The organism is Halomonas sp. V046, assembly GCF_052645355.1.
In genome coordinates, this window is the sequence record NZ_JBQXYF010000016.1 from 1 (window position 1) to 16703 (window position 16703).

The window sequence follows — 16703 nt, forward strand, 5'->3', positions numbered from 1 at the left end:
CAGATGCCAATCACCGCACGGTAAGAGCAGATGCCAATCACCGCACGGTAAGAGCAGATGCCAATCACCGCACGGTAAGAGCAGATGCCAATCACCGCACGGTAAGAGCAGATGCCAATCACCGCACAGTAAGAGGCGATGTTAATCACCGCACGGTAAGAGCAGATGCTGACCACCGCTCGGTAACACCGCGACAGCGTCGCCCGCCGCCCCCGGCGGCGGGTGACCGCGCCAGCGGCACGGTGTCTTCCACCGTCGGGGCTGATGCTGGAGACGTCACCGTCACCCTCAGGGCGTCGCCTTCGGCGTCACGCCGCACCCCTTCAGCACCATCTGCGTCAAGAAGCCGGTGACCCGCGCCATGTCATCATCCTCCAGGCGCTCGCGCCCGGTAATCCCGAGCACCTGGGCCTCGAAGTCGGCGTAGTGCTGGGTTGCCGACCAGATCAAGAAGATCAGGGACACCGGGTCGACCGGGTCCATCAGGCCACGATCCGCCCACTGGCGAAAGACCTCGGCTCGGCTCTCGACCCAGTCACGCAGCTCTCCCCGCAGGTAGTCCTGCAGGAAGGGAGCGCCCTGCAGGATCTCACCGGCGAACAAGCGCGACGCCTCGGGATGCTGGCGCGACATTTCCATCTTGGAGCGAATAAACGCCGACAGGACCTCGGCGGGGTCGTCCTCGACCGAGATGTCATCGAGCATCATGTTCCAGCGTTCCATCACGCCTTCAAGCAGGCGCACGTACAGCGCCTTCTTGCTCTTCATGTAGTAGAGCACATTGGACTTGGGCAGGCCGGCTTCCTCGGCGACCAGCTGAAGGCTGGCACCACGGTAACCGTGGCGAGAGAAGACGCGCTCGGCGGCGTCGAGAATGTCTCGTTCGTTGCGCTGCCGGATGGCACCGCCGGCATCCTGATCCCTGGGCTGTAACCGTTTCGCCATGGCACTCGCTCGCTCGAGGTGGGTCGAATCTGAAAGGACGAAGAGCTTGCCTCAAAGGCCGCCACTCTGGCAATTCGACGGTTCGGGAAAGAAATATGAAAAATCTATTCCTCAGACCTTGAAGAAACTGACCGAATGGTCAACTATTACATCATAGAGGCGCGGGCCGGTAGCTCCCTGCCCGTCAACAATGGACCTTCACCTTCCACCGCGCTGTCACACGATGCGTTGGACAACAATAATCTGGACAGGACCCTGCCATGATTCACTTCCACCTCAATGGCAAGCCGCAGCGCGTTGCGGCCGACGCCCACGACAGTGTGCTCGAGCTACTGCGCGAGCGCCTCGGCCTTACCGGCACCAAGGAGGGCTGCGCCTCGGGAGACTGCGGCGCCTGCACCGTGGCCATCGGCGAGCCCGACCGCCAATCCAGCGACGGCCGCCTCACCTATCACAGCGCCAACGCCTGCTTGATGCCGGCCCACCAGCTCGAGGGACGTCATCTGGTCACCGTGGAAGGTTTGTCGGAAGGCGACGACCTGCACCCGAGCCAGGCAGCCATGGTCGCGTGCCACGCTAGCCAGTGTGGTTTCTGCACCCCCGGCATCGTCATGTCACTGTTCACCCTGCACGAGGCCAACCAGCGCCGCCCGGCACCGCTGACACCCGAACGTCTCGAAGCGGCGCTGGGGGGAAACCTGTGCCGCTGCACCGGTTACCGCCCGATTCGCGACGCCGCCCTCGGCATGGACAGCACCCCGGGCCACCGCCCGAGCTGGCTCGACGACGCGAGCCTGGCCGTCGACGTCGGCAGGTCGACGAACGAGGCCCCGGCGGCATCGTCCGCCGCCGGCGCTGTGCCACCTTTTCACCAACCCCGTACCCTCGATGAGCTCGTCGCGCTGCGCGCCGAGTATCCGGAGGCCCGGCTGGTAGCGGGGGCCACCGACCTGTGGCTGGAAGCGACGCAAAATCTCACGGACTTTCCCCGAGTGATCGACCTGACCCGAGTCGCCGAACTCACCGCCATCGACGAGGGCGAAGATACCGATGGCCGCCCCGGCTGGTGGGTCGGCGCGGCCGTGACCTACACCGCCCTCGAGCCGCTGCTGGCAGCGCACTACCCCACCTTCGCCCACCTGCTGCATCGGCTCGGCTCGGCCCAGGTGCGCAACCGCGGCACCCTGGGGGGCAACGTGGCCAACGCCTCGCCCATCGGCGACACCCCACCGGTGCTGCTGTCCCTCGATGCCCACCTGCGCCTGGTAGGACCGTCGGGCAACCGTGACATCGCCGCGCGGGACTTCTTTCTGGCCTACAAGAAGACCGACCTCGCGGTCGACGAATGCCTGGCCGCCGTGTTCCTGCCAAGGCCCCAGACCGGACGCGAGCTCAAGGTCTGGAAGCTGTCCAAACGCCGCGAAGACGATATCTCCGCGGTGCTCGGCGCCTTTGCCTGGCGCCTGGACGATGGCCGCATGATCAACGTGCGCCTGGCCTTCGGCGGCATGGCGGGCATTCCCGCCCGCGCCCTCGGCGCCGAAGCCGCGCTCGAGGGCAAGGCGCCCAGTGTCGAGGCCTTCGCCCAGGCGAGAGACGCCCTTGCCCAGGACTTCGACCCCATGAGCGATGTCCGCGGCAGCGCGACCTACCGCCGCCATTCGGCCGCGGCCCTGCTCGAGCGCCTGCGCCTGGTGATCGCCCGTCAGATAGCCGGTCAGATAACCGATGGAACAGACCCACTACAACAATCCGTTTCCGACCAGGAGGTGATGCTCCATGCGTACGCTCACTGAACTCGCTCCCCCGGCGCCTCACCAGGACGACGACACGCCGGTGACCGACCGCCACGCCAATCCGGCCGCGGCCCCCCGCCAGGCACACGGCTTCTCCGGCACCTCGGCTCAGCACGAGAGCGCGATCAAGCATGTGACCGGACGCGCCGCCTACATCGATGACCTGGCCGCACCGGCCAACGCGCTGCACATCGCCGTGGGCCTGTCGAGCGTCGCCCATGGCCGGATCAGCCGGCTCGAGCTCGACGCCGTGCGCCGCGCTCCCGGTGTGGTCGATGTCATCACCGTTGCCGATGTGCCCGGCCATACCGACATCGGCCCGGTCTTTCCCGGCGATCCGATCATGGCCGATGGCGAGGTGCTGTACGCCGGCCAGGTCGTGTTCGCGGTAGCCGCGACGAGCTATCGGGCCGCCCGCCAGGCGGTCAAGGCCGCCGTCCTCGAGATCGAGGAGCTTCCCGCCCAGCTCGACCCGGTGGCCGCCGCCGAGGCCGGTGAGTTCGTCCGCCCCAGCCATCGCCAGCAGAGCGGCGACTGGGAGGCGGCCCTCGGCGCGGCCCGTCATATTGTCGAAAGCGAGCAGTTCGTCGGTGGTCAGGAACACTTCTATCTGGAGGGCCAGGCCTGCGTCGTGCACCCGACCGAAGACGAAGGGGTCATGGTGCACACCTCGAACCAGCATCCGAGCGAAACGCAGAAACTCATCGCCGAGGTCCTCGGCATTCCCTTCCATGCCGTGACGGTGGAGGTCCGACGCATGGGCGGCGGCTTCGGCGGCAAGGAGACCCAGGCCTCTCCGTGGGCTTGCCTTGCGGCCCTGATCGCCCGGCGTACCGGGCGCAGCTGCCGCGTGCGTCTGCCCCGGGCCGACGACATGAAGGTGACCGGCAAGCGTCATCCGTTCCACAACCACTACCGCCTCGGCGTGGATGATCGCGGCGTGATCCAGGGGGGCGACATCACCGTGATCGGTGACTGCGGCTACTCGCCGGACCTGTCGGAAGCCATCGTCGACCGTGCCATGTTCCACGCCGACAACGCCTATTCCCTCGGCGCCGTCCAGGTCACCGGGCACCGGGCTCGCACCCACACCGCCTCCAATACCGCCTTTCGCGGCTTCGGCGGCCCCCAGGGCATGATGATCATCGAAGCGGCCATGGACGACATCGCCCGTCGTGTAGGCGAAGACCCGCTGACGGTGCGCAAGCGCAACCTGTATCGCCAGCAAGGCGATGCTGCCGACGCCCAGGGCACCACCCCGGACATCCCACGCGATGTCACCCACTACGGCCAGAGCGTCGATCAGATCGCCCTGCTCCACGAGCTCGTCGAAAAGCTCGAGACCGACAGCGACTACTGGAATCGACGCCGCGCCATCACCGAGTTCAACGACGCAAGTCCGGTGATCCGCAAGGGCCTGGCGCTGACCCCGGTAAAATTTGGCATCTCCTTCACCGCGCAGCACCTCAACCAGGCCGGCGCCCTGCTGCACGTCTACACCGATGGCAGCGTGATGATCAATCACGGCGGCACCGAGATGGGCCAGGGCCTGCACACCAAGATCTGCCAGGTGGTGGCCCGAGAGCTGGGCCTGGACCTGGACGTCGTGCGCATCACCGCTAGCCGCACCGACAAGGTCCCCAACACCTCGCCCACGGCGGCCTCGAGCGGCGCCGACCTCAACGGCCAGGCGGCGCGAGACGCCGCCCTCAAGCTCAAGACACGGCTATGTGACTTCGCCGCCGAGCACTATCACCTCGACCGCGAAGCCATGCACATGGCGCACAACCACCTGATCGCGGGGCAAGGCGAGAGCGAGCGCCGCATTCCCTGGGGCGTGCTGATCCAGGACGCCTACCTGTCACGGATTTCGCTCTCGGAAAAGGGCTTCTACGCCACTCCGTTGATCCACTACGACCGGGCCTCGGGCAGCGGCCGTCCGTTCTACTATTTTGCCTATGGGGCGGCGGTCGCCGAGGTCTCGGTCGATACCCTGACCGGCGAGTATCAGCTCGATCGCGTCGACATCCTCCATGACGTGGGCGACTCGCTGAATCCGGCGATCGACCTTGGCCAGGTCGAGGGCGGCTTCCTCCAGGGGGCTGGCTGGCTGACCAGCGAAGAGCTCAAGTGGAATGACAAGGGCCAACTGATCTCCACCGGCCCTGCCACCTACAAGATTCCCACCTACGGCGACCAGCCCAGGATCTTCAATGTCGCCCTGCTCGAAGGCCACCCCAACTCCATGGCCAGCATCTACCGCTCCAAGGCCGTGGGCGAACCGCCCTTCATGCTCGGCATGTCGGTATGGTCGGCGCTGCGGGACGCTATCGCGAGTCTGAGCGACTATCGCCTGTCGCCACGCCTCGATACGCCGGCAACGCCCGAACGCGTGATGGCCGCTGCGGCGATCCTGCGCGCCGAGGGAGGCGATACACCATGACACCCTGCGACGAGCGTGAACGCTGGTACGACGCTCTGGCACGCCTGCAGCGCGAGGGCCAGCCCCACGTCCTGGCCACCCAGGTCACGAGCCAAGGCTCCACCCCACGAGAACCCGGCGCCCGCATGGTGATCTGCGCCGATACGGTCATCGACACCCTGGGCGGAGGCACCTTCGAATGGCAGGTCATCAACGCCGCTCGGGCCGCGCTGGATGACGGCCGCGCCGGCGTCACCCTGGAGGCCTTCTCCCTTGGCGGTCGCAGCGGCCAGTGCTGCGGTGGCTTCGTCAATGTGATCCTCGAGTGCTTTCTTGGCGCCAATACCCGCTTGGCGGTATTCGGCGCCGGCCATGTCGGCGGCGAACTGGCCAGCCTCGCCGGCCCCCTGGGCTGGCGCCTCGACTGGTTCGATAGCCGGCCGAGCGCCTTCGACGACAAGGGCGCGGGCGAGCAGCGACAGCACCGTCACCGGATGGACGACTGCGCCGCCGCCGTCGCCTCGCTTGTGCCAGGCAGCCATGCCCTGGTGCTGACCCACGACCACGCCGAGGACTTCGCCCTGATCGACGCCATGCTTAAGCGCCAGGATCTCGCATCGATCGGACTGATCGGATCGCGCAGCAAGTGGGTCAGCTTTCGTCGACGCCTCAAGGCCGCCGGCCACACCGACGCGAGCATCGAACGGGTACGCTGCCCGATAGGCGACTCCGGCGGCGACAAGCGCCCCTACGCCGTCGCCCTCTCGGCCCTGGCCGAGTTGCTGCCATTGGTCGCCGCGTCAACGAGCGCAAGCCAAGGCCTGGCCTCGGACACCCCGCGAGGCGAGACCCGCGGCATCGACGCCGGGCGGCTGCGCACGCTGTTTGGCTGAGTCTGGCCCTGGCGATTGCGGGTCGAAGCCCCCCGAGACACTCGCCCACAAACGTCGAGCCATGACCCGCGGCGCCGAGCCGGCGGCCACGCCGCCACAACACGATATTCCCTGACAAGAGCAAGACCATGAGCCACACGCCTGAACCTTCGAGCACCAGTCCCCTACCCCGTCCAGGCCCCCAGGCCGAACCGGCGGCACAAGCGCCAGACGATGGCCGGCCCTGGGTCATGCGCGCAAGCCTATTGAGCTTCGACGCCGATCCCGGTGACGACGACAAGCCCCGCGAGGGCTCCGTGGTCCATCATGCCGATGGCGCCCTGTGGTGGCAGAACGGCAAGATCATCGCCGTCGATGACTACAGCCGCCTCGCCCCACGCCTGCCGGACAACATCAGCATCATCGACCAGCGCGACAAGCTGGTGATGCCCGGCTTCATCGACAGCCACGTGCACTACGTGCAGCTCGACATCATGGCCTCCTACGGCCGCCAGCTGCTCGACTGGCTTAACGAGTACACCTTCCCCGAGGAGTGCCGTTTCGCCGACTACGAGCACGCAAGTCTCATGGCCGACATCTTTCTCGACGAGCTGATGCGCGTCGGTACCACCACCGCCCAGGTGTTCTGCTCCAGCCACCCAACGTCGGTGGACGCCTTCTTCGGCGCCGCCCAGCGGCGTGACCTGTGCATGCTTGCCGGCAAGGTGCTGATGGACCGCCACGCCCCCGATGCCCTGACCGATGACACCCTCGGCGGCATCCGCGACAGCGAACGCCTGATCGGCGACTGGCACCGCAACGGCCGGCTCGGCTATAGCGTCACGCCACGCTTCGCGCCGACCTCGACCCGCACACAGCTCGATGCCGCGGGTGGCTTGCTGCGCAACGACTCGAGCCTGTGGCTGCAGACCCACCTTTCGGAGAACCTCGGCGAACTCGACTGGGTCGCCGAGCTGTTCCCCGACAGCCACGACTACCTGGATGTCTATGAGCGCTCCGGGCTGGTCGGCCCACGCAGCACCTTCGCCCACGGCATCCACCTGAACGATGGGATGCGCTCACGGCTCGCCGAGCGCGGCGCCAACATCGCGTTCTGCCCGAGCTCCAACCTGTTTCTCGGCAGCGGGCTGTTCGATCGCCAGTCTGCCCGGGCGCTAGACCTGAACCTGACCCTGGCCTCCGATATCGGCGCCGGCACCGACCTGTCGGGGCTGGCCACGCTCAAGGCCGCCTATCAGGTCGGCCAGTTGCGCGGGCAGCCGCTGACCGCCTGGGCCGGCTTTCACGCCCTGACCCGCGGCAATGCCGTATCGCTATCGCTGGACGATCGCATCGGCCGCCTGGCCCCGGGCATGGATGCCGACTTCGTGGTCATCGATCGTCACGCGTCCTCGCTGCTGTCGCGTCGAATGAACCGAGCCGACACCCTCACCGAAGAGCTCTTCACCCTGATGATGCTCGGCGATGACCGCGCCATCTACGAAACCTGGGCCGGAGGGCGGCTGCAGCATCGTCGCCAGCACTGAGCGGGCCGCGCGCGCTTTTCCAGACGCACCGGCCCCGCCTTGAACGACGCCTTGAACGACGCCTTGAACGACGCCTTGGGCGATGGCGTCGGCGATGGCGTCGGCGATGGCGTGCCGGTATCCGCGCCGTGGCTTTCCAGCGCCACCAGCACCTTGGTCTCGGCGTAGCTCAGCACCGGCGTAGCTCGGCGTAGATAAGCACCGGCGTAGATAGGCACCGGCGTAGCTCAGCACCGGCGCAGCCCGCCGGGATATGGCAAGAATCCAGCGCCGGGCGGGTGTTCCCCGGCAAGGCCGCACCGTCACACAATCCGCGCGCTCTTTTCCAGACGCACCTGCCCCGCCTTGGACGACGCCTTGGACGATGGCGTGCCGGTATCCGCGCCGTGGCTTGCCAGCGCCACCAGCACATTGGTCTCGGCGTAGCTCAGCACCGGCGCAGCCCGCCGGGATATGGCAAGAATCCAGCGCCGGGCGGGTGTCCCCCGGCAAGGCCGCACCGTCACGCGATCCGCGCGCTCTTTTCCAGACGCACCGGCACCGCCTTGGACGATGGCGTGCCGGTATCCGCGCCGTGACTTTCCAGCGCCACCAGCACATTGGTCTCGGGATAATACGCCCCGACGCAGCCCGTCGGGATGTCGTAGCGAACCAGGCGGAACTGCGGCGCCCGCCGCTCCTGGCCATCGCCCCGGGGTTCGCCGACAAGATCGACCCAGTCCCCATCGGCCAGGCCGAGGCGCTCGAGGTCACTGGCGTTGATAAACACCACCCGGCGCTGGCCCGAGACCCCGCGATAGCGGTCGTTGTAGCCGTAGATGGTGGTGTTGTACTGATCGTGACTGCGCATCGTCTGCAGCGTCAGCCAGCCGTCGCGGCGCGCCATCTGCTGGTGAAGTACCTCATCAGGCAGCCGAGGTGCCGAAAACGTGGCCAGGCCACTGGCGGTCGGAAAACGCAGCGCCCTCACTGGGTTGCTCAGGTGAAAGCCACGCGGCGCGGCGAGGCGTTGATTGAAATCGGCGAAGCCCGGAATCACCGCGGCGATCTCGTCGCGGATTCGATCGTAATCCGCCGCGAGGGCGGCCCAATCGACCGGGTCCGCCAGCCCCCTGGCCGGCAGCACCCGGGCCAGGGTCGCCTGCGCCAGGGCCGCGACGATGGCCGGCTCCGAGCGCAGTTCGGCGCCGGCCGGGGCCTTGAGACCGGCACTGGCATGAACCATCGACATCGAATCCTCCACGCTGATGCGCTGAGACGCCACCTCGTCGCTGGCGTCGATCTCGCTGCGCCCCAGGCACGGCAGAATCAGCGCCTCGGTATGCTCGCCGATGACCAGGTGGCTGCGATTGAGCTTGGTGCTGATCTGCACATTAAGGCGCAGGCGTCGCATGGCCGCCTCGGTGCGCTCGGTGTCCGGTGTCGCCCGGGTGAAATTGCCGCCCAGGCCGATGAACGTCTGCACCTGCCCGGCTTCCAGGGCGGCCAGACTTTCCACCGTGTTGAAGCCGCGCCGACGGGGAAGCGCCACGCCATAGCGCGCTTCCAGGGCATCGATCAGCCAGGCCGGCGCCTTCTCATCGATCCCCATGGTGCGATCGCCCTGCACGTTGGAGTGCCCGCGTACCGGACAGGCTCCGGCGCCGGGGCGACCAAAGTGCCCTCCCAGCAGCAACAGATTGATGATCTCGCGCACGCTGTCGACGGCGTGCAGATGCTGGGTGATGCCCATGGCCCAGGTGCAGATGACGCTGCCGGCGCCCGCGTAGACCCGCGCGGCCTCCTCGAGCTCGCATCGCGTAAGACCCGACTGATCCTCGATGGCGTCCCAGGGTGTCTCCTCCACCTGGCGCTGCCACGCCTCGATGCCCTGGGTATGGGTATCGATAAAGGCACTGGCGCGCTCGAAAAGCCCCTCGGCCTCGAGCGCAAACAGCGCCTTGGCGATACCCCGAACGGCGGCCATATCACCGCCCATGCGCGGCTGATAGTAGCCTGAGCTGATGGCCTGGCTCGACAGCGTCAGCATCTCGCGATGGTCCTGGGGGTCGGCGAAGCGCTCGAGGCCGCGCTCGCGCAGCGGGTTGAAGCTGACGATGCGCGCCCCCCGACGCGCGGCGCGGCGCGGCGCAGGTCCCCGAGCATGCGCGGATGATTGGTCCCGGGGTTCTGGCCGAACACGAAGATCGCCTCGGCCTGCTCGAAGTCGTCGAGCAGCACCGTGCCCTTGCTAACGCCAAGGCTCGCCATCATGCCAACGCCGCTCGCCTCATGGCACATGTTCGAGCAGTCGGGAAAATTGTTGGTGCCGTAGAGACGCACGAAGAGCTGATACAGATAGGCCGCCTCGTTACTGGCTCGCCCGGAGGTGTAGAACAGCGCCTGATCGGGGTCGTCCAGGCCCGCCAGATGCTCGGCGATCACCTCGATGGCGTGCCGCCAGGCGATCGCTACATAGCGACCTTGCTCGTGGTCATAGCGCATCGGCTCGGTCAGCCGGCCCTGGTCCTCGAGCATGAAGTCGTCCCAACCGAGCAGCTCGGCGACCGAGTGACGCTCGAAGAACGCCGGCGTCACACGCTTGTCGGTGACCTCCCAAGCCACCGCCTTGGCGCCGTTTTCACAGAATTCGAACGACGAGCCGTGCAGCGGGTCGCCCCAGGCGCAGCCCGGACAGTCGAAGCCCTGGCCCTGATTGGTGCGCAACAGCGAGCGCACCGCCTTCCACGGTGCCTTCGAGTGCCTGACGTGGCGACCGACGCTCTTCAGCGCCCCCCAGCCGCCTGCCGGCCCCTTATACGGGACCACGTCAGGATGGCGGGTGAGGCGCGGGTCTTCCCGCGGCGGCACTGGCGAGCCAAGGGAAGACTCACCGAAGGGGGAAACGTCGGCCATGTCAGCATCCTGTCACAAGGGAAAGAGAGCCCAATATCATCTGAGCCACCAGTGCCATCAGTACTGCCCGCTGAGCAGCTCGAGCCGCCGACCGCGATGGGCGCAGACCAGATTAAGCGCACAGGCCCGTGCGGTTTCCACCGCCAATCGTGACGGCACGGCAAGGGTTGCCAGCGTCGAGATACCGGCATGTACCGCCTTCTGCACCAACTCCAGGCTGCAGCGGCTCGATACCAGCAGGGCATCGGGGAGACGGCCACTCGATAGCCCCTGCCCGATCACCCGGTCCAGGGCGTTATGGCGACCGATATCGGCGCCCTGAAACAACGCCTCACCACGGCCATCGAGCCCGAGCGCCAGGTGCAGCCCTGGGCGCGACAGGAGCGCCATCTGGTCAAGGCCGCGGCGCAGCGCGCGGGCATCGAGCACCGGCCGCGCCTGCAAGCGCCTCAAGCCCGCCATGATCTCGGCCTCGCTCGCCGCGCCGCAGGCACCGCAGCTCGACACCGACGCCTCCCGGCGCCGACGGCGACTCGCCGCCCGAGCCAGGCGTTCATCGACCTCCAGGCGCACCGCCAGACCGTGGCGAAGCCGCGAGAGTTGCACCGCCATAACCTGGTCACGACGTTCGATCCAACCGGCACCGAAGGCATGACCGATCGCCAAGGGTTCCAACGCCTCGGGACTGGCCAGCAAGGTGCCCATCGACACCTGGTTGAGCGCGAGGCTAATGGGCAGCTCCGCAGGGCCCGTAAGATCGCGCAATGCGCTATCCCGGGCATCGTCATAGACAGCGCCACTCGCCTGAGGGACGCCTGCGCCGTGGACTGGATCATCGTCTGGGCAAAACGAATAAATTTTATGCTGGTTATCCATGGCCCTAGCCTAGCCAGTGCCGCCACAGAGGGATAATTGATCTCGATCAACATTCGATAGACGAGGTCTATCGAATGGTCCACGGGCTCACGCCTGCCAAGCGTCGACCGCAAGGGCGCTGCCACCGCGCCCAAGCCTCTCTCTACGCACGGGGCGGACGTTATCCCTCGATTTCTGTACACTATCGGCGTTCGACGCTCCCTGCCGGGAACCGCGTCACCATCGACCTTTTTCTCTTTCCATCCTGCTCCGGATTTACGATCCGGCCCGCATGAGGACCCCCGTGTGACCCAGACGCCTCGATTCCGCCCCGCGCCGCTCCAGCCCCAGTACGTGGTCTGCGCGCTCTACAAGTTCGTGACTCTCGATGACATCGAGGCGCTGCGAGCCCCCCTGCTGAGCACCATGCGCAAGCATGACGTGCGCGGCACCCTGCTACTGGCCCGTGAAGGCATCAACGGTACCGTGGCGGGCTCCCGTCACGGCATCGACGCCGTGCTTGACTGGCTGCGTTCGGACTCTCGCCTCGCGTCCCTGGAGACCAAGGAATCCCTGGCCGAGCAGGCGCCCTTCATGCGCACCAAGGTCAAGCTCAAGCGCGAGATCGTGACCATGGGCATCGAAGGCATCGACCCGCGCCACAGTGTCGGCACCTACGTCGAGCCGCGGGACTGGAACGCGCTGATCCGCGACCCCGAGGTACTGGTGATCGACACGCGTAACGACTATGAGGTCGAGGTCGGCACCTTCGACGGCGCCGTCAATCCCAACACCGCATCCTTCCGCGACTTCCCCCACTACGTGGCAACGGCGCTGGATCCCGAGCGACACAAGAAGGTGGCGATGTTCTGCACCGGGGGCATCCGCTGCGAGAAGTCCACCGCCTACCTGAAGGAACAAGGCTTCGACGAGGTCTACCACCTCAAGGGCGGGATACTGAAGTATCTGGAAGAGGTCGCCGAGGACGAGACCCTGTGGCGCGGTGAATGCTTCGTGTTCGATGACCGGGTGACGGTCAATCATCGTCTCGAGCCCGGTGGCTATGACCAGTGTCACGCCTGTCGCCTGCCGATCAGCGAAGACGACAAGCGCAGCGCCCACTACCAGAAAGGCGTGTGCTGCCCACGCTGCCATGACCGCATCGATGCCGACAGAAAGGCCCGCTTCGCCGAACGTGAACGCCAGATGCAACTGGCCCGAGAGCGCGGTGAAGCACACCTGGGGGCGGACGCCGTGGCCGGCATGCAGCAGCGTCGCGAGGCCAAGCGCAGCCAACGCGAGGTTGCCCGCCGGGCCAACGCGACGCCTCACGACGCCTGAGCGGCGCTGCCCGTTGTCGACTCGGGTATCACCCTGGCCCCAGCGTACGGAACCACTCGCCGCTTCCAGGCCCAAGCACAGCCCCAGGCTCTGACCTTGGAAGCGGCTCAGCGCAGCGCATCAAGCACCGCCTCGATACGCCGGCTGCGCTGGGGTGTGGCCCGCCACAACAACGCCACCGGCTCGCCATCGCCCGGTAAGCGGCGTGTGACCAGGCCTTGGCCAAGGCGCGAACGCCCCCAGCCTTCACTCAGCACACTGACCCCAAGGCCCGCCTGGAGCATTGCCTCCAGCGCGGCCATGGAGTTGGCTTCGAGCAGCGTCGGCGGACGCACCGCGAAGGCCTCCAACTGTTGGTTGAGACGGCGACGCTGGTGCATCTCCGGTGTCAGCAACACCAGGGGGAAGTCGGCCAGGTCCTGCCACTGCGGATTTTCTGGTAGGGAAAAATGTCGCTCACTGGCCACCAGCGCGCGGTGTTCCTGATGCAGCGGTCGATGGGCAAAACCGGCCATCGCCGGCGCCGCCGGATAGCCCACCACCAGGTCCAGCTCGCCGTGCTCGAGGCCTTGGGCCAATGCTGCCGTCGACAGCTCCTTGAGGCGCAGCGCAAGCTGCGGGCAGGCGCGCTTCAAGCGCGGCAGAAACTCCGCCACCGCCTGCAGCGCCGAGGGCACCACGCCAAGACTCAGGCGCCCGCTCAGCACCGACTCTGGCGCCAGGTCGCCCTTGAGTTCGTCGAGCTCGGCGAGGATACGGCGGGCGTGCGTCAACACTCGCTGCCCTTCAGGCGTAAAACCTTCGAAGCGTCGCCCGCGCAGGATCAGCGGCGTCCCGAGCTCCTCTTCCAATTGCTTCAGACGCGCCGATAGCGTCGGCTGGGTGACATGGCAAAGCTTCGCGGCGCGCCCGAAATGGCGCTCCCCGGCAAGCGCTACCAGAAAGGACAGCTGACGATGGTCCATAAGCATCTTCCGGATATGGAATGACGCGAGCATGCGCCAAATAGCGCCGCCTGGTAAAGCCTCGAGCCCTGCCCAGATTGACGTCGCGGCCCGCCTCCGACGCCCTTGCGCCTGGCCGGATAGCCAGCACGGAAGTCATGCGCAGCGACAGGGCTCGCCGATTGAGCACGTTCGCGGCCGAACTAACGCCAAGCGCTAAAAATCGCGCTGCCTGCGCTTTCGTACAATACCTCTGCCCGCCTCGACTTCTCAGGCTGTAGTCTTCCGGGACGCCGCTCAGTCCTGTCTAAACAGGCTATTCGCATGCTTGAACAACGACTTCTCTCTTCGCTGCTGGTCACCGCCGCCCTGGTGTCTACTGGCGTTCTTTCCCCGACCGCCCCGGCCTTCGCCATGGGCACGGCAGCGGCCAGAACGGCGGCGGCGAAGGCCGCAACAACCGAGGCCGAGACCACCGCCGCGGTTGACCACATGGCCGAGTATCGCCAGCGCTTCACCGCGCTTCCCCATCTGCCCCCCCTGCCGGCCGACAATGCCTTGACCGCGGAGAGGATTGCCCTCGGCAAGATGCTGTTCTTCGAGCCGCGGCTTTCGCGAAGCGGCAACATCAGCTGTGCCAGTTGCCATAACCCCGCCCTGGCCTGGACCGACCGATTGCCCAGGGCCGTCGGCCACGATGGCCAAGTGGGGCCACGAAACTCGCCGACGGTGCTGAACTCGGGCTTTCTGGGTGCGCAGTTCTGGGACGGACGCGAGCCGGATCTCGAAGGCCAGGCCCTGGGCCCGATCCAGGCCGACGTCGAGATGGCCCACGACCTCGCCGGCGCCTTGGCCGCGATCGCCGCCATCGATGGCTACCAGGCACCCTTCGAGGCGGCCTTTCCGGGCGACGCCGACCCCGTTTCCAGCGCCAACCTTGCGCGAGCCATCGCCGGCTTCGAACGTACCCTGAATACCCCGGACGCACCCCTGGATCGCTACCTGCGCGGCGACGACTCGGCCTTGAGCGAGCCACAACAAGCAGGCATGCGCGCCTTCGTCGACCTCGGCTGCATCGCCTGTCACAGCGGCGCGAATTTCAGCGATAGCATGTTCCACCCGATTCAAGTCCCCGGCTCCGAGGACCCCGGCCGGTTCGCCATCTCCGGAGAAGACGCCGATCAAAACGCCTTTCGTACCGCCTCACTGCGCAACGTCGCCTTGACCTACCCCTACCTTCATGATGGCTCTGCAGCGACGCTCAGCGACGCCGTCACCTTGATGGGCCGGGAAATGCTCGGCCAGGAGCTCGATCAGACCAACATCGACAACCTCGTCGCCTTTCTACATAGCCTGACAGGTACCTTGCCGGAGGTTGCCGTTCCGGCACTGCCCTGACGCTGGCCTTCGCCAGCCCCGCCTGACACCAGAGACAGATCTTTAGCAGGCGCACGCCATCAAGGCAGGCGCTTGCTGGGGATGACACGAGCGCAAGACACATCCGCCAGCAACTTGCCCTGATCCAGGCACCCGCCACATGAGCCACAACAGCACAAGCGGCGCCGAACTGGCGCCGCTTGAATTGCGGCTGAAAGCCCTGCCGCGGCCTCGGTGGTGCGGTCCCGCCCCCCGGTCTGGAGCCGGTCAGGAACCGGTAAGAAGCCCCGCTCAGAAGCCGGTAAGAAGCCCCGCTCAGAATCCGGTCAGGAGCCGGTAAGAAGCCCCACTCAGAATCCGGTCAGGAGCCGGTAAGAAGCCCCGCTCAGAATCCGGTCAGAAACCGGTAAGAAGCCCCGCCCAGGAGCCGGTAAGAAGCCCCGCTCAGAATCCGGTCAGAAACCGGTAAGAAACCGGTAAGAAGCCCCGCTCAGAATCCGGTAAGAAGCCCCACTCAGAAATCGGTAAGAAGCCCCGCTCAGAATCCGGTAAGAAGCCCCACTCAGAAACCGGTAAGAAGCCCCACTCAGAATCCGGTAAAAAGCCCCACTCAAGAGTCCCGGCCGCTCGCCCTCGAGCCGTCCCGGGTCAGGCCGACGCCAACCGTGTGAGCAGCTCGGTGCGCCGGGTATCGTCCATAAAGGCCGCCTCGATGGCGTTACCCGCCAACCACCTGAGGGTGTCGTCGGACCAGCCGAAGGCCGTCTGGCAGGCGGCGAAGTTGTCTCGCATGCCGCCACCGAAGTACGCCGGGTCATCGGAGTTCAACGTGATCATCAGTCCAGCGTCGAGAAGGCGCGGTAGCGCGTGGTCCTCGAGGCGCTCGACCACCTTGAGGCGCACGTTGGACAGCGGGCAGACCGTCAACACCATGCCCTCGTCTGCCAACCGCTCCATCAACTCCATGTCTTCCACCACCCTGACGCCATGATCGATCCGGCAGACGTCGAGCTCATCGAGCGCCTCACGGATATAGCTCGGCGGGCCTTCCTCGCCGGCGTGGGCGACCCGCGCCAGGCCGAGCTCCCGGGCCCGGGCGAAGACGTCGCGAAACTTGCTCGGCGGGTTGCCCTGCTCGGCGCTATCGAGCCCCACCGCACTGAAATGATGAAGAAAGGGCTTGGCCTGCTCGAGCAGTGCCATGGCGTCCTCGGCCGGTTTATCGCGCAGGAACGCCAGGATCATCGCGCTGGACAGGTCCAGCTCTTCCCGAGCCGTGTCACAGGCTCGAACCAGTCCATCCATGACCTCGGCAAGCGGCACGCCCCGCGCCAGGTGAGCCTGGGGATCGATGTGCATTTCCACATGAACCACCCCCTCCGCGGCGGCGCGGCGAAAATAGTCCATCGCCAGGTCGTGAAAATCCTCGGCGCCGACCAGCACGCTCATGCCCAGAAAGTAGAGATCGAGAAAGGACTGCAGATCGCGGAAGTCGTAAGCCGCCCGGGCGGCGTCGATATCGGCGTAGGGCAAGGTAATCGCGTTACGCTCGGCGAGGGCGAACATCAGCTCCGGCTCGAGGGTCCCTTCGATATGCAGGTGGAGCTCGGCCTTGGGCAGGCGGGTAAGAAAGTCGTCGACCATGACGCTTCTCCAGGTGGAATGGGTGGCGCATCGGACAGGCGTCCTGCGTACACCGCAGGATACCT

At 66.4% G+C, this 16703-nt stretch carries 14 protein-coding genes; 7 read left to right on the forward strand and 7 right to left on the reverse strand.

The features are described from left to right. Window positions 1-288: 288 nt before the first annotated feature. Window positions 289-945, reverse strand: coding sequence for a TetR/AcrR family transcriptional regulator (locus ACUN9Y_RS18885; protein ID WP_445462279.1), 657 nt, complete (start codon window positions 943-945; stop codon window positions 289-291). 260 nt (window positions 946-1205) lie between these two features. Between ACUN9Y_RS18885 and xdhA the strand changes: the two genes are divergently transcribed. The 5 genes from xdhA to ACUN9Y_RS18910 all read left to right on the forward strand — a co-directional run bounded on the left by xdhA (window position 1206) and on the right by ACUN9Y_RS18910 (window position 7750). Beyond that, window positions 1206-2741, forward strand: a complete 1536-nt coding sequence (gene xdhA / locus ACUN9Y_RS18890; protein ID WP_445462280.1) for a xanthine dehydrogenase small subunit — start codon at window positions 1206-1208, stop codon at window positions 2739-2741. Continuing rightward, the gene (xdhB, locus tag ACUN9Y_RS18895; RefSeq protein ID WP_445462281.1) at window positions 2725-5184 is read left to right on the forward strand and encodes a xanthine dehydrogenase molybdopterin binding subunit; all 2460 of its coding nucleotides are present in this window, start codon (window positions 2725-2727) and stop codon (window positions 5182-5184) included. The genes xdhA and xdhB overlap by 17 nt, the downstream gene beginning before the upstream one ends. Beyond that, a complete protein-coding gene (xdhC, locus tag ACUN9Y_RS18900; protein ID WP_445462282.1) occupies window positions 5181-6056 on the forward strand; it encodes a xanthine dehydrogenase accessory protein XdhC in 876 nt (291 codons plus the stop codon). The genes xdhB and xdhC overlap by 4 nt, the downstream gene beginning before the upstream one ends. Window positions 6057-6286: 230 nt before the next feature. Further along, complete coding sequence (guaD, locus tag ACUN9Y_RS18905) at window positions 6287-7582, forward strand: guanine deaminase (RefSeq protein WP_445462358.1); 1296 nt, start codon at window positions 6287-6289, stop codon at window positions 7580-7582. Window positions 7583-7621: 39 nt separating this feature from the next. Further along, window positions 7622-7750, forward strand: a complete 129-nt coding sequence (locus ACUN9Y_RS18910; protein ID WP_445462283.1) for a hypothetical protein — start codon at window positions 7622-7624, stop codon at window positions 7748-7750. A 134-nt stretch (window positions 7751-7884) separates the two neighbouring features. On the opposite strand, the gene ACUN9Y_RS18915 is transcribed toward ACUN9Y_RS18910, so the two are convergent. The 4 genes from ACUN9Y_RS18915 to ACUN9Y_RS18930 form a co-directional block, all read right to left on the reverse strand. Continuing rightward, complete coding sequence (locus ACUN9Y_RS18915) at window positions 7885-8016, reverse strand: hypothetical protein (RefSeq protein WP_445462284.1); 132 nt, start codon at window positions 8014-8016, stop codon at window positions 7885-7887. 68 nt (window positions 8017-8084) lie between these two features. After that, window positions 8085-9680 carry a molybdopterin dinucleotide binding domain-containing protein gene (locus ACUN9Y_RS18920; protein WP_445462359.1) on the reverse strand — a complete coding sequence of 532 codons (1596 nt, stop codon included), beginning with the start codon at window positions 9678-9680 and terminating at the stop codon, window positions 8085-8087. Beyond that, window positions 9605-10477: a molybdopterin-dependent oxidoreductase gene (locus ACUN9Y_RS18925; protein WP_445462285.1), complete on the reverse strand. Its 873-nt coding sequence runs from the start codon at window positions 10475-10477 to the stop codon at window positions 9605-9607. The genes ACUN9Y_RS18920 and ACUN9Y_RS18925 overlap by 76 nt, the downstream gene beginning before the upstream one ends. Before the next feature lie 57 nt (window positions 10478-10534). Further along, the gene (locus ACUN9Y_RS18930; RefSeq protein ID WP_445462286.1) at window positions 10535-11242 is read right to left on the reverse strand and encodes a formate dehydrogenase accessory sulfurtransferase FdhD; all 708 of its coding nucleotides are present in this window, start codon (window positions 11240-11242) and stop codon (window positions 10535-10537) included. 396 nt (window positions 11243-11638) lie between these two features. Between ACUN9Y_RS18930 and trhO the strand changes: the two genes are divergently transcribed. Further along, a complete protein-coding gene (gene trhO / locus ACUN9Y_RS18935) occupies window positions 11639-12673 on the forward strand; it encodes an oxygen-dependent tRNA uridine(34) hydroxylase TrhO (RefSeq protein WP_445462287.1) in 1035 nt (344 codons plus the stop codon). 107 nt (window positions 12674-12780) lie between these two features. Here trhO and ACUN9Y_RS18940 read toward each other — a convergent pair whose 3' ends face one another. Beyond that, on the reverse strand, window positions 12781-13638 hold the full coding sequence (locus ACUN9Y_RS18940) for a LysR family transcriptional regulator (protein ID WP_445462288.1): 858 nt from the start codon (window positions 13636-13638) through the stop codon (window positions 12781-12783). A gap of 303 nt (window positions 13639-13941) precedes the next feature. On the opposite strand from ACUN9Y_RS18940, the gene ACUN9Y_RS18945 reads away from it, so the two are divergent. Continuing rightward, window positions 13942-15015: a cytochrome-c peroxidase gene (locus ACUN9Y_RS18945; RefSeq protein WP_445462289.1), complete on the forward strand. Its 1074-nt coding sequence runs from the start codon at window positions 13942-13944 to the stop codon at window positions 15013-15015. 627 nt (window positions 15016-15642) lie between these two features. On the opposite strand, the gene ACUN9Y_RS18950 is transcribed toward ACUN9Y_RS18945, so the two are convergent. Next, window positions 15643-16638, reverse strand: a complete 996-nt coding sequence (locus ACUN9Y_RS18950; protein ID WP_445462290.1) for an adenosine deaminase — start codon at window positions 16636-16638, stop codon at window positions 15643-15645. Window positions 16639-16703 lie beyond the last annotated feature (65 nt).

Coding starts and splice junctions, on each gene's coding strand:
- ACUN9Y_RS18885 (WP_445462279.1), bottom strand. CDS start 945: ATGGCGAAACGGTTACAGCCCAGGGATCAGGATGCCGGCGGTGCCATC.
- xdhA (WP_445462280.1), top strand. CDS start 1,206: ATGATTCACTTCCACCTCAATGGCAAGCCGCAGCGCGTTGCGGCCGAC.
- xdhB (WP_445462281.1), top strand. CDS start 2,725: ATGCGTACGCTCACTGAACTCGCTCCCCCGGCGCCTCACCAGGACGAC.
- xdhC (WP_445462282.1), top strand. CDS start 5,181: ATGACACCCTGCGACGAGCGTGAACGCTGGTACGACGCTCTGGCACGC.
- guaD (WP_445462358.1), top strand. CDS start 6,287: ATGCGCGCAAGCCTATTGAGCTTCGACGCCGATCCCGGTGACGACGAC.
- ACUN9Y_RS18925 (WP_445462285.1), bottom strand. CDS start 10,477: ATGGCCGACGTTTCCCCCTTCGGTGAGTCTTCCCTTGGCTCGCCAGTG.
- ACUN9Y_RS18940 (WP_445462288.1), bottom strand. CDS start 13,638: ATGGACCATCGTCAGCTGTCCTTTCTGGTAGCGCTTGCCGGGGAGCGC.
- ACUN9Y_RS18945 (WP_445462289.1), top strand. CDS start 13,942: ATGCTTGAACAACGACTTCTCTCTTCGCTGCTGGTCACCGCCGCCCTG.
- ACUN9Y_RS18950 (WP_445462290.1), bottom strand. CDS start 16,638: ATGGTCGACGACTTTCTTACCCGCCTGCCCAAGGCCGAGCTCCACCTG.